Below are 13874 nucleotides of genomic sequence, written 5' to 3'. Positions count from 1 at the left end.
ATGAACGCAGATTTTCATATCAATGGAATACAACTAGAAACAGAGCGACTTATTTTAAGACCGTTTGTAAAAGAGGACTTAGATGATTTTTATGCTTACGCTTCTGTTGAGGCGTCGGTGAAATGGCTGGTTGGAAACATCATGCTAGTAAAGAAGAAACGCAAAAAATATTAGATATGTTTATCGAGAGTAACCAAGTATTTGCAATCTACCATAAAGAAGATCAAAAAGTAATTGGCTCTCTTGAAATCAAAAAATATGGAAGAGAAGAAGCTTTGACAGAGTTTGCGACCTATCAAGGAAGAGAACTTGGTTTTGTTTTAAGTAAAGACTATTGGGGAAGTGGTATCATGCCAGAGGCAGTAAAGGCTGTTATTAAGTATCTATTTGGTGAATTAAACTATGACTTTCTGCTTTGTGGATATTTTGCATTTAACCAACAATCAAAGAGGGTTCAAGAAAAATGTAGCTTCCAACCATATCGCAAACTAATGATGACTACCTCTGAGCATACAAAAGAACCACTTATTTTGAATCTTTTGATTAATCCACATAAAAATATAACATTAGAGTTTTCTCATCCTGAAACATTGATTTATCCACAAAATATATCAGGGAAACATATATAGAAATATGCAGTGGTATTCGGTGAACAACAAAATATAAGTTGGACATCTATGATGAAAAAGGTATGATAGTTGCATGAAATATATTGTGTGTGATGACGAACAGTTTCAAATGGATATCTTGTGTAAGTACATTCATGAATATGCACAAGCACATCATTTGGAAATTGAAACATTAAAATATACAGATTGTGATAATCTCTGGTGGGATTTGCAGAATGGGCTTGTCGCAGATTTACTTTTATTGGATATTCAAATGGAGAATATGACAGGGATTGAGCTTGCTCGTAAGATGAGACAAGCACGTCTAAATCATTTGATATGTTTCATCAGTGGTGTCAAAGACTTTGTCTTTGAAGGATATGATGTAGACGCATTAGCCTATCTTTTAAAACCATATGAGAAAGACCAACTATTCAAAATACTAGATAAGGCAATCAAGCAACTACATATATCAGATGAATTTTCAATGATTTCTTCTAAAAAGGAAGTATATAAAATTTATCATCGTGATGTGATTGGTGTTGAAGCACTTGGTCATGATACAAAGATTTATTTGCGTAGTGATGGTATGAGCGAGGAAACAACAATTATTATCAAACAGAGTATTCGTGAAGTTCTCGAAATGCTACATATGCCTTTGTTACAGATTCATCGCTCTTTTGCGGTAAATATGAAAAATATCGTGCGTGTAACAAAGAAGGATTGTATTGGTGAAGATGGTGTACAATTCCCAATCGCACGTGGTAATTATGAAATGTGTATGCAGGAATTCATCGCAGCCAATCGAGGTGCTTTATGATTGCGGTAATCATATTGATTGGTTTAGCACTTTATGAAGCCATTCTCAAGAAGATGCAAATAACATTCATGCATGTTATTATATCAACCGTAATACTAGGAATTATAGGATATAGTGTTTATCGCTTCTCTTATATGATAACTGTTTGGATACTGCTATGTTTTATTTGGAATCATTATCACTTCTTTAAAGAAGAGCGGATCTTTTCGGTTATCGTCATTCTATTGTATTTGGGAATCATATTCCTTGGTGTTTACTATAATGGTACTGTCGCAGGTGGTATTGGTGCACTCATTTTCGTTTTGTTGGAATATCTTTTGCAAAGAATTATGAAGCGTGAAGAAGATAAAACAATCGTCTATCAGAATAAACTGATGAAACAACAAATGGATGAAATTGAAAACATATACATGACCATGCGTGGATGGAGACATGATTATCATAACCATATACAGTCTTTAAAAGGATATCTTTCTTTGAATAAAGTTGAGCAGATGAAAAACTATCTCAATGAACTTGAGACAGATTTGGATTCTATCGATACACTCTATCATTCTGGAAACTTACAATTGGATTCTATATTGAACGCGAAGCTTGCGATTGCGGAAAAAGGACAAATTCGTATTCATTGTGATGCGTCAATTCCACCGCAATTACATGTATCAGATTTAGACTTGTGCGTTATCTTAGGAAATCTATTAGATAATGCGATTGAATCTTGTCGTAAGATAAAAGATCCGGATGAACGATTTATCCGAGTTTATATTGGCATTCTAAAGAAACAACTCTATATCTCGATTACAAACGCTACAAGTGAGACAGTGAAACAACGTACCGATCACTATTTCACGACGAAACGAGGCGACCATGGACATGGGCTAAAGAGAGTTGACCAGGTCGTTAAGAAATATGATGGATATTTAAACCGTCAAAATGAACCGGGTGTATTTGCAACAGAGATTGTATTACCACTATAAGCATTTCGTGCATGAATTTGAACAATTCATGCATTTTTTTATTTATATCAGTGATCTGAAGTATTGTATTTCTGCAAGGAGGTAATCGCTATGAAGCTTACTAGATGGAATATTTATAAGGATATGCTCTACCGATTATGGAAATGCGACCCACATGTAATCAAAATGATGTTGTTAGAGATTGTTATCTCGGTAATAGAAGGATTTATCGCTGTATTATTACCAGCTGCTGTCATTCAATTTATTACTACAACCCAAGATTGGACAACATTGGTATTACAAATACTTGGTTTATTTGCGGTGTATGGACTCTTTAGCATGTGGCATGTTTACCTTGCAACAAGAAATTGTATGCAATACGTCATACCAAGACAAAATATATTCATCTTACCAGTGCTCAAAAAGGTGCAGGATTTAACCTATTCCTACTACGAAACAAAGCTTGCTCAGGAAAAACTTGAAAATGGAATTCGTGCATTAAATTCGAATATGGAAGGCGCGGAAGGTGTCTATCATAATACTGTGATTGTTTTATCTGCGATACTCAGCTTGATACTATATGCAGCTTTTATCAGTCAAATTGGTTTGCCAATCCTTTTAGCTCTATTATTTATTTCCTTTCTTCATTATGGAATCTATGAAAAATGTTATGCATTGTATTTAAAGAAAGATGAAGAAAAGGCAGAGAATTATTCTAAGTCTCGTTATTTTAATAGCCTTTCACAAAAGAGTGCGAAGGGAAAAGATATTCGTCTCTACCAGATGCAAGACCTGCTAAAGGCAAAGATGCAAGAAAATAACGATATTCTCGTACAGAAGACTATCGCTGCTTCAAAATACAAAGGATGGATTGCGCAAACGGATGTTATTTTAGGATTTATCCGTGATGGGATTACCTATGGATATCTAATTTATTTGATGATGCATGGCATGATTGAAATGAGTTCATTTGTTCTCTATATCGGTATTGTGATTAGTTATGGTCAACGATTCACGGCATTAACTGCTGAGATTGCTAGATTACATTCTAACCTAGATCTAACAAAGAGAACTTATGAATTTGAACTGGATAAAAATGTTATCAACCAGGACGGTAAGAGGGTTGTTGCGCCATTCGATATCATTTTTGAAAATGTATCTTTCCAATATCCAGAAAGTAAAAAGTATGTTTTAAAAAATCTTAATCTACACTTTACAGCAGGAGAGAAACTCGCTCTTGTGGGTGTAAATGGTGCAGGTAAGACGACAATCGTGAAACTGTTAAGTGGATTGTATACACCAACTTCAGGAAGAATCTTAGTCAATGGTATCGATTTGAAAGATATTAATAAAGAGGATTACTTTGGAAAACTTGGAATCGTGTTCCAAGAAATTGATTTATTCTCTATGACGATTGGCGAAAATATTTCTTGTCTTCATGAAGAAGATTACGATGAAAATCGAGTACAAGAAGCTTTATGTATCTCTAAGCTAGATACGATTGTGAATCACTTGCCAAATGGAATTCATAGTTACATCAATACGGATCTATCATCTGATGGAATCAACCTCAGTGGTGGACAACAACAACGTTTATTGCTTGCAAAAGCATACTACAAAAATCCTTCTATACTCATCTTGGATGAACCAACTGCAGCACTGGATGCACTTGCGGAAAAGGATATGTATGAAGAGTATAAGGAAATTACAAAAGAAAAGAGTGCATTATTTATTTCACACCGTTTAGCTTCTACACGCTTTTGTGACAATATTGTTTTCTTGGAAAATGGAGAGATTATTGAGCAAGGAACACATGAACAACTCATGAAATTAAATGGTAAATATGCAGAAATGTTTGATGTACAGGCAAAATACTACAAGGAGGAAGAGACAGATGAAGTTCAAGCAATTCTATCAACAAACGCATGATTTGATTCAACTTTTAAAAGTTCAATTTCCTCACATCAATGTACAGATGATTACATTAGCTTTCTGTAGAAGTACACCTAACTTTATTTTACTATTTGGATATTCACGTATCTTAGACTTATTACTTACAAGCCAGTTTCAAGATGCAATTCAAGTTGTCACGATTATGCTAGTGAGTGCGTATCTATTATCCTTTATCGGTAATTGGATTGACTCCTATTTACAAGGATATGAATTTATTACAGACGAAGTAATCACAAGCCAAGTAAACTATATGTCGTTTACCATGCGCTACGATATTTTTGAAGATAACGAAAGTATGGCAAAAGTTCGTGCAGTAGGAAATCATATAAACGCTTCAGGTGGAACTGGTTCTTTCTTACGGAATATAATTCTGCTATATACCAACTTGTTTTCCGTTCTTTATGCATTATGCTTTGTAGGGTATCTGTTTTATCAAGCAATGCAGTATTCACTCTATTTAGTACTGCTACTATTACTAGCAGTTGGTTGCATTTGCTTAGGTATTATCATTTTAAAGCGCACAAGTGCGTATCACGAAGATTTAAATGCGAAAAATATTCATAACAATTCAGTGTCTAGCTATCTAATCACAACAATGGTCAATGTAGAATATAAGAAACAAATTATGATCAATCAAATGAGTCATTTGTTTGGAAAGTATTTTAAAAATATCATTAAAACATTTCATGTTTATTTGGATTTTTCTAAGAGAAAAGGAAGATATGAAGCTGTATATAATTTTGCATTAAGTATCTTTGGTGCATGTACATATATTTATATTGCATACTTAAGTTTGCATGGTTATTTATCGATTGGTTCTGTTCTCTTATATGCAGGTGCAATGCAACAACTCATTCAATATATTTCAGGTTGGATTATATCTTATAGTGATGCAGTGTTCCAATTGGATTATCTAAATCATTTTACGGATTTCTTACATGATGAATCTATTCGTACAATAGGCTCATTACCAATCGAAAAGAGAAATGATAATGCATATGAATTCTGTTTTGAAAATGTAAGCTTCCACTATCCAAATAGCAAACAACTCGTATTATCCAATGTGAATCTTACATTTAAGATTGGTGAAAAGTTAGCATTAGTTGGACAGAATGGTGCAGGTAAGACAACAATCATCAAGTTGTTATGTCGTTTGTATCAACCGACAGAAGGTAGAATCTTGTTAAATGGTATTGATATTCAAAAGTTTAACTTCAATGACTATACAAAAATCTTCAGTCCAGTATTCCAAGACTTTAGTATGTTCAACATCAGCGCAAAAGAAAATCTTGAGTGTGGTCATCATAATGAAGAAAAAGATATCAATGCGGTTATCGCAGACGTAGGTTTAGAGAAGCGCTTTTCGTCCAGTCAGAATGGTATGGATTGTGTGTTAGAGGATTTAAACAGCGAAGGTGTTAAGTTATCTGGTGGTGAAGCACAGAAGCTAGCAATTGCACGTGCATTGTATAAAGATGCACCATTTGTAATCCTAGATGAACCTACTGCAGCTTTAGATCCATTTTCAGAAGCGGAAATCTATGAGAACTTTGATGAACTTGTTGGAGGTAAAACAGCCATCTATATCTCTCACCGTATGAGTTCATGTAAGTTCTGTGATCGTATCGTTGTCTTTAAAGACGGTAAGCTAGTAGAAGATGGTAATCATGATTCACTCATGCACCAACAAGGTGAATATTACACACTCTATCAAGCACAAGCAGAGTATTATCAACAATAACCAGAAGGTATACTGTTTCGACAGTATATTTTCTTTTTGGTAAGAGAACAATATTTTCGAAACTTTAAAAATTTTTGAGTTTCGAAAGGAGAAAGATAGTGAAGTATATTGTAAGAGATTGTTTAAATTGATTGATTCGTCTTCGTGGAATATCTGATATAAAAATAACTACTGGTTTATGACGTTCTAGTAAATCAGATTCGTACATGATTATGTCGATTGGTTAGAAAAGAACAACGATAATAATGTGCACAATAGTGGCAAATAATATTTGGAAACATCGGATAAGCACTATTTGAGTGATTTAAGATTTCGCTATGTGATGTTAGGTACCGTAATATGGATTATGGGCGTGCCTATGAAAATTTAGTGGTTCTTGAGTTATTGCAAAGAGGATATACAATCTACGTTGAAAGACTCTATCAAAAGGAAATTGATTTTGTGGCTATGAAGCAGAATGAAAAAGTATATATTTAGGTTTCTGATGATATAACTAGTCAAGACACATTAAATAGAGAACTTAAACCATTACAAGAAATGAAAGATTCCTATCCTAAAGTTATAGTCACAAATACGAAGCATGAAAATTATGATATAGAAGGTATAAAGGTGTTTGATATTACAAAATGGTTATTGCAAGATGGCGTAAAAGTGGATTGTTGATTTTGTGAAAACTAGTGACATTTTTATGTGATTTGCCGTATAATATGGCTATTAAAGCGATAACGAAAAGAGTAGTAGCCAAACACGCTATAGAAAGAGAGGAACCTAAACGCTGAAAGGGTTCTATAGAAGACGCTTGGTGAATTCACTTTTCCAGTGGGATTAATCATTCCCGTATATCTACGTTACAGATCAATTGAGGTGCGCACGATTGTGCGAATCAGGATGGTACCGCGTGAATAACGTTCCTGCAATATTTTGCAGGAATTTTTTTATGGAGGAAAAGGTCGATGAGCGATAAAGTTATGCAGGTCCAAGAGGAAGCGTTAGCTGCGATTGAGCAAGCAACAACCCTGGAACAATTACAACAAGTCAAAATTCAATACTTGGGTAAAAAGGGTAGTATTCAGGCTTTAATGTCTGAGATGAAGGCTTTACCACAAGAGGAGAAGCCAGCCTTTGGACAGAAAGTAAACGTATGTAAGGATACGGTTGCCAAAGTATTAGAATCAAAAGAAGAAGTATTAAAGATTGCGGCTCTTGCTGGTAAGCTAGAAGCCGAAAAGATTGACATTACATTAGCTGGAGATACACACAAGCTTGGCACAACACATCCACTTGTAATGATTCAACAGGAGATTGAAGATCTCTTCTTAAGTATGGGCTATAAGGTTGCGGAAGGTCCTGAAGTTGAACAGGATTACTACAACTTTGAATTGGCCAATACGCCAAAGGATCACCCAGCACGTGATATGCAGGATACGTTTTATATCGATCCAAATACATTATTAAGAACTCACACAACTGCGATGCAGATGCGTGAATTAGAGAAGGCAAAGGGGCAGGTTCCAATCAAGCTAATTTGCCCAGGTAAGGTTTATCGTCGTGATGACGACGATGCGACACACAGCCATCAGTTTATGCAGTGTGAAGGTCTTGTCGTTGGTGAGAATATTACTTTAGCTGACCTGAAGGGAACATTAGAATATATGGCCAGTACAATGTTTGGCCAAGGTAGAACAGTTCGTTTCCGTCCATCGTACTTCCCATTTACAGAGCCTTCAGTAGAAGTTGATGTATCCTGTCCATTCTGTAACGGTAAGGGTTGTAACGTTTGTAAGGGATCTGGTTGGATTGAAATCCTAGGTGCAGGTATGGTACATCCAAATGTATTACGCATGAATGGATTTGATCCTGAGAAGTATTCTGGATTTGCCTTCGGTGTAGGACTTGAAAGAGTTGCGATGTTGAAATATGGAATTGATGATATTCGTAACTTCTATACAAATGACGTTCGCTTTTTGAAGATATTCGATCGTTTTGACTAAGAGGAGGAAGGCAATGAGACTAAGTTATAAATGGCTACAGGAATATGTAGATTTAAGTGATATTACGCCACAACAACTAGCGGACAGATTAACAACTGCTGGACTAGAGGTTGAAGGAATTGAACCAATGGCACAGGGTACAGGTCTTGTGATTGCAGAAGTAATTGAGTGTGAAGATATTCCAGATACACATTTACACCGTACAATTGTTCGCTATGGTGCAGGTGAAAACGACACCACTCAAATTGTATGTGGTGCCGCAAACTGTCGATTGGGTTTAAAGGTAATCGCAGCTTTACCAGGTGCAGTTTTACCTGGAATTACCATTCAAGCAAAACCACTTCATGGGATTGAATCAAATGGTATGCTTTGCTCACTACGTGAGTTAGGTATCGATCATAAATACCTTACAGAAAAACAAATCAACGGAATTGAAGAATTACCACAAGATGCACCTGTTGGTGAAACAAACGTACTTGGATACATAGGCTATGATGACACGATTTTAGATGTATCATTAACACCAAATCGTGCAGATTGTTCTAGTATGTGGAATATGGCAAAGGAAGTTGGTGCTATTTTACACCGTGAGGTGAAGTGGCCTGATTATGCTGGTAAATCCAATATTGGAACACCATCCACATTCAAGGTGGCAAGCAACACTGAAAAGTGTGACTTCTTCATGGGTAAAGTTGTAAACCATGTTAAGGTTGGACCATCACCAAAGTGGATGGTGGAATACTTACATGCAGCAGGGATCAATTCAATTAATAATGTTGTTGATATTTCCAACTTTGTAATGTTGGAAACAGGACAGCCATTACACTATTACAATCTTGCAAAGCTTCCGGCAAGAGAAATTACAGTTGTGGATGACCGCACATTAAAGATGACTGCACTGGATGGCGTAGAGTTTACGATTGAAAAGGGAGATATCCTAATCACTACAAATGGTGAGGTGACTGGTATTGCCGGTATTATGGGTGGTGAAGAGTCTATGATTGATGAAACAACAGAAGGCATCTTTATCGAAGCAGCACATTTCAATAAGACATCTGTACGTCGCTCATCTATCCGTTTAAACCTTATTACAGAAGCAGCACAGCGCTTTACAAAGGGTATTGAGGCATTAGCAGCACAAAAGGCAATGGACCGTTCTGTACAATTATTACAAGAGTATGCATGTGCAGATAGATTTGAAGAGACAGTTACTTATGGTGCAGATGGCTATAAGCCAGTTGTAGTAAAGGAAACACTCTCTCACTGTAACGCCTTATTAGGCACAGCATTTACAATGGATGAAGTGAAGGAAACACTCACATGGCTAAACTTTGAACCGGAAGTAAATGGGGATGAGATTACATGTCATATCCCAAGTTACCGTGTAGATATTGAAGGTCGTGCAGACATCGACGAAGAAATCGTACGCTTGATTGGTTTTGGTAGTTTGAAGTCTACATTACCAGTGATGAGTACAACAGTTGGTCAATTAACATCAAAGCAGAAACTCAGACGTATGACACGCGAAACATTGAAGTCCTTTGGTCTCAATGAAATCGTTACATATACATTAATCTCTGAAGAAGAAATGAAGACAGCTCTCTCTCCACTTGGCGAAGCAATTCCTCTTGCAATGCCAATGTCAGAGAATCGTAAGTACATTCGTGCAAGCTTATTAAACTCTGTATTAACAAGCGTACAATATAATGAAGCACATCAGAATACAGATAACCTATTGTTTGAAATCTCAAAGGTTTATGCAAAGGATAAGGAAGAAGAAAGACTTGCGGTTGTATTAGATGGTAATGTTCAAAATGATCCACTCCACAAGTTAAATGAAGTTGGTGATTTCTATGCTTTAAAGGGAATCCTAATGACATGGTTAAATCGTTGTGGTTTCAATGACGCACGTATTACTGTACGTCCAAATACAACAGATGTTGAACACTTCCATCCATACCGCAGTGCAGAGCTTCTCTTAGACCGTAAACCATTAGGTCTATTTGGTGAATTACATCCAAGTTATGTGAAGAAGTATGATTTAAAGAGAGTGACATATGCGGAACTATCATTGGATGTTGTAAATGAGACGAGTGCTTCTAAGGTGAAGTTTGTACCTATTGATCGTTATCCATCTATCTCACGTGATATTGCCTTAGTCGTAGATAGAGAAGTAACAGCAGAAGAAATGTTAAAGATTATCAATAGTACAGGTAAGAAGCTTGTTCGTAAATCAGAAGTATTCGATATTTACGAAGGAGAACACGTTGAAGCAGGTAAGAAGTCGGTTGCCTTACGTATTACATATCAAGCAACTGATCATACACTAAGCGATGAAGAAGTACGTGCTGTACACGATGCAATTCTTGCAACACTCAAAGAAAAGCTATCAGCAGACTTGCGTTCATAACAAAACAAGCCGAGTAATCGCTCGGCTTTTGTATGCATGTTTATTGCTCTTTTGTTTTTAGGAATTGTTTACGATATGCACTCGGAGAACAACCAATTTCACGTTTAAATGCAAAGGTAAAGTAATTTTGGTTTGAGAAGCCGATAATAGCAGAGATATCATTCATACTATAACTGGTAGTCTCTAATAAGAACTTTGCCTCAGAGATTCTTCGCTGTATCAAATAACGCATAGGAGAAATCCCTTTATATTGGTTGAATGCATGTACTAAATAATATTTATTTAAGAATGTTAATTCACTGAGTTTATCTAGGTCGATGTCTTCTTTAAAGTGATCATTGATATAGTTTTCGATGAAGATACATTCTTTTGTCGTCTTTTTCACTGGGGATACGTTTAATGTTGTATTGGTACGACGTACCATGTTTATAAGCATTATCTCTAGTAGGGAGTTTACTAAGTGTTGAGAGTATTCATCCTGATGTTCCATTTCATGCAGTAATGTTTTGAGATAGAAGAGAATATCATTCTTATATGCTTTATAGTTATGCATGCTGAAGTTACTGTTGAAACGTTTATCATCACTATGGAAATGTAAACCTTCAATACCTGCTACAATATATTCGAGAGGAGAGTTTTCTTTACTGACTTCAGTATGTTCAATATAGGAATTTACGATAATTAGGTCATCTGCTTGAATGTCTAAATATTTTCCTTCGACAAAGAATTTGCCTTCTCCTGAGATTACGTAGAAAAGCTCTGCACATGCATGATTGTGCGGAGTTGAATGCCAATCTCCTTCATAGCGAGAGTGAGTAACATACAAGATTTTACCGAAAGAACGATCTTCGCTTGTGTTTTGTGAAATAGCTGTAATCATTGGTTTAATCATAACATGTATCGCGTTTTGAAATGATTATTTTTTGGCTAATTATACGAAAAATTGCTTTTGATATAAATGATAGCAATATTTCGCTAATTTAAAGCAATATATCTCTTGTTTGAAAGCGTTTTCAACAATACACTGAGATTATCAAATAAGTTTCTTAGGAGGGAAAAAAGGAACATATGAAAAAGTTATTAACATTATCATTAGCTGGTTTACTCGCAGTCGGCGCAGTTGGCTGTAGTAAAAAAGAAGCTGCTTCTTCACAGAAGGAAAGTGAAGAAACAACATTGCACATTTCTGGTCTAGACGGCGGATATGGCACAAAGGGTTGGGAAGCTGTTGTTAAGGCTTTCGAAGAAAAAGAAGGCGTTAAGGTTGACCTTCGCTTAGAAAAGAATATCGCTGATACATTACGTAGCGAAGTTCAAGCTGGAACATATCCTGATTTAGTTTACTTATCAGTTGGATCTAAGGGTGGCTTAACAGACACAATGATCGCTGAAAAGATGTTAACAGACATTACAAGCGTACTTGATGAAAAAGTATTAGGTGAAGATACAAAGGTGAAGGATAAGCTCATCGATGGTATCTACGAAGGTTTAGCTACACAGCCATACGCTGATGGTAAATTGTACTTAGCACCTATCAACTATAGCCCATGTGGACTATTCTATAATGCTAACCTATTTAAGGAAAAGGGATGGAGTGTACCAACAACTTGGGATGAAATGTGGGAATTAGGAGAAAAGGCTAAGGCTGAAGGTATCTCATTATTCACATACCCAACAACAGGCTACTTCGATGCATTCTTCTCTGCTTTATTAAATGAAACAGCAGGACCAGAAGTATATGCTAAGTTAATGACATATAACGTTGATGCTTGGAAGTTACCAGAAGTTAAGAAGGCATTCGAAATCGTGGGCAAGCTTGCTCAGTATGTTGAACCAACAACAGTAGCTAATGCTAACGGTGATAACTTTAAGAAGAACCAGCAATTAATCTTAGACAACAAGGCATTATTCGTTCCTAACGGAACATGGTTACCAGGTGAAATGAAGGAAGCTCCACGTGCCAATGGATTTGAATGGGGATTCACAGCTTTACCTAAGGTAACTGCTACAGGTGATGCTTACTCTACAACATTTACAGAACAGGTATTTATTCCTAAAGAAGCTAAGAATCCAGAATTAGCTAAGAAGTTCATTACATTCTTATACTCTGATGAAGCTACAAAGTTATTCTATGAAAATGGTGGTGCTGTAATGCCAACTAAGGATGCTTCTAAGTTCATCGGTAAGGATGACGAAAATGCTTTATACTACACAATCTATGACAATGGTGCTAAGTCAAATGCAGTAGGTTTCCAAGTTATGGACAACATCGTTGAAGGTGTGAGTGTAGCTGATGCTAATACAGGTGTTCTCTACGCAACTGTAAACTCAATCGTAAATGGTTCCAAGACAGTTGATGAATGGTATGACGCAACAGTGAAGGCTGTTGAACAGATTGCCGAAGCAAATAAATAATCAATGAGCTGTTAAGTATTAGAATTCATTAAAATAACGATGGTGGACAGCCGTCGTTATTTTAAGGAAGGGGGTAATGAAATGAAAAAAAGTGTTGAGAAGAAGCTGTTTATCACAATATGCTTAGCTCCAGCAATGATATTACTAACACTGTTTATGATATATCCAACGATAAATGTGTTTATGATGTCGATGTTTAAATGGGGTGGTTTAAGTGATAACCGTACATTTATAGGATTAAAGAATTTTCAGATGTTATTTAAAGATATGAGCTTTATCCGTGCACTCCAGAATACAATCTTAATCATCGTATTGGTAACAATCATAACGATGGCTTTCGCAATCTTGTTTGCGTCTATTCTGGTTCGTGAAAAGATTAAAGGACAAAACTTCTTTAGAATCATATTCTATATTCCAAATATCCTTTCTGTCGTTGTTATATCTGCAATTTTCAGTGCAATTTATGATCCATCTGAAAATGGTTTATTAAATTCACTTGTAGGACTATTTAACGGTAGTGCAGGTACGACAAAGTACCTTGGTGATCCTGGTTTAGTTGTTTATGCATTAGTTGCCGCATTAATTTGGCAGGCAATCGGTTATTACATGGTGATGTACATGGCAAGTATGAGTACAATACCGGAACACCTTTATGAAGCAGCGTCTTTAGAGGGTAGTGGAAAAGTAAAACAATTCTTCTCGGTAACGATTCCGATGATTTGGGACAATATTCGTACAACACTTACATTCTTCGTCATTTCAACCATTAATCTAAGTTTCTTATTTGTGCAAGTCATGACCGGTGGTGGTCCTGATGGAGCCAGTGAAACGGTACTCAGTTACATGTACTTGCAGGCATATAATCGTTCAAGTTATGGCTATGGTATGGCAATCGGCACAGTTGTGTTTATTCTCTCATTTACCTTATCATGGGCAATCAATCGTGTAACACATCGTGATTCGATTGAGATTTAGGGGGC

General features: G+C 36.1%; 12 protein-coding genes. 11 read left to right on the top strand and 1 reads right to left on the bottom strand.

Annotated elements, in window-relative coordinates; translation table 11 throughout:
• From RGT18_RS09935 to pheT, 9 genes are all read left to right on the top strand, one after another.
• Positions 1 to 174, top strand: a complete 174-nt coding sequence (locus tag RGT18_RS09935) for a GNAT family N-acetyltransferase (protein ID WP_211220272.1) — start codon at positions 1 to 3, stop codon at positions 172 to 174.
• On the top strand, positions 123 to 629 hold the full coding sequence (locus RGT18_RS09930; RefSeq protein WP_211220271.1) for a GNAT family N-acetyltransferase: 507 nt from the start codon (positions 123 to 125) through the stop codon (positions 627 to 629). Before RGT18_RS09935 ends, RGT18_RS09930 begins: the two co-directional genes overlap by 52 nt.
• A gap of 73 nt (positions 630 to 702) precedes the next feature.
• Positions 703 to 1428: a LytR/AlgR family response regulator transcription factor gene (locus tag RGT18_RS09925; protein ID WP_028077437.1), complete on the top strand. Its 726-nt coding sequence runs from the start codon at positions 703 to 705 to the stop codon at positions 1426 to 1428.
• Positions 1425 to 2405: a sensor histidine kinase gene (locus RGT18_RS09920; protein WP_211220270.1), complete on the top strand. Its 981-nt coding sequence runs from the start codon at positions 1425 to 1427 to the stop codon at positions 2403 to 2405. Before RGT18_RS09925 ends, RGT18_RS09920 begins: the two co-directional genes overlap by 4 nt.
• 90 nt (positions 2406 to 2495) lie before the next feature.
• Positions 2496 to 4313, top strand: a complete 1818-nt coding sequence (locus tag RGT18_RS09915; RefSeq protein WP_028077435.1) for an ABC transporter ATP-binding protein — start codon at positions 2496 to 2498, stop codon at positions 4311 to 4313.
• Entirely contained in the window at positions 4279 to 6078 is a 1800-nt protein-coding gene (locus RGT18_RS09910) for an ABC transporter ATP-binding protein (protein WP_051240883.1), read from the top strand. Before RGT18_RS09915 ends, RGT18_RS09910 begins: the two co-directional genes overlap by 35 nt.
• Before the next feature lie 339 nt (positions 6079 to 6417).
• Positions 6418 to 6555, top strand: a complete 138-nt coding sequence (locus RGT18_RS09905; protein WP_245580894.1) for a hypothetical protein — start codon at positions 6418 to 6420, stop codon at positions 6553 to 6555.
• Positions 6556 to 7031: 476 nt separating this feature from the next.
• Positions 7032 to 8069: a phenylalanine--tRNA ligase subunit alpha gene (gene pheS / locus RGT18_RS09900; RefSeq protein WP_028077434.1), complete on the top strand. Its 1038-nt coding sequence runs from the start codon at positions 7032 to 7034 to the stop codon at positions 8067 to 8069.
• Between the two features lie 13 nt (positions 8070 to 8082).
• The gene (pheT, locus tag RGT18_RS09895) at positions 8083 to 10479 is read left to right on the top strand and encodes a phenylalanine--tRNA ligase subunit beta (protein ID WP_028077433.1); all 2397 of its coding nucleotides are present in this window, start codon (positions 8083 to 8085) and stop codon (positions 10477 to 10479) included.
• Positions 10480 to 10519: 40 nt separating this feature from the next.
• On the opposite strand, the gene RGT18_RS09890 is transcribed toward pheT, so the two are convergent.
• Positions 10520 to 11371 (bottom strand): AraC family transcriptional regulator, encoded by an 852-nt coding sequence (locus tag RGT18_RS09890; RefSeq protein ID WP_006526232.1) that lies wholly within the window; start codon positions 11369 to 11371, stop codon positions 10520 to 10522.
• Positions 11372 to 11547: 176 nt separating this feature from the next.
• On the opposite strand from RGT18_RS09890, the gene RGT18_RS09885 reads away from it, so the two are divergent.
• Both RGT18_RS09885 and RGT18_RS09880 read left to right on the top strand, forming a co-directional pair.
• Complete coding sequence (locus RGT18_RS09885) at positions 11548 to 12894, top strand: carbohydrate ABC transporter substrate-binding protein (protein ID WP_006526231.1); 1347 nt, start codon at positions 11548 to 11550, stop codon at positions 12892 to 12894.
• An 81-nt stretch (positions 12895 to 12975) separates the two neighbouring features.
• Positions 12976 to 13869, top strand: a complete 894-nt coding sequence (locus RGT18_RS09880; RefSeq protein WP_028077431.1) for a carbohydrate ABC transporter permease — start codon at positions 12976 to 12978, stop codon at positions 13867 to 13869.
• Positions 13870 to 13874 lie beyond the last annotated feature (5 nt).

This window comes from Solobacterium moorei, from assembly GCF_036323475.1.
Taxonomy (GTDB): Bacteria; Bacillota_I; Bacilli_A; order Erysipelotrichales; family Erysipelotrichaceae; genus Bulleidia; species Bulleidia moorei.
Note: the sequence above shows the minus strand (reverse complement) of the source record. Positions and strands in the feature narration are given on the sequence as shown.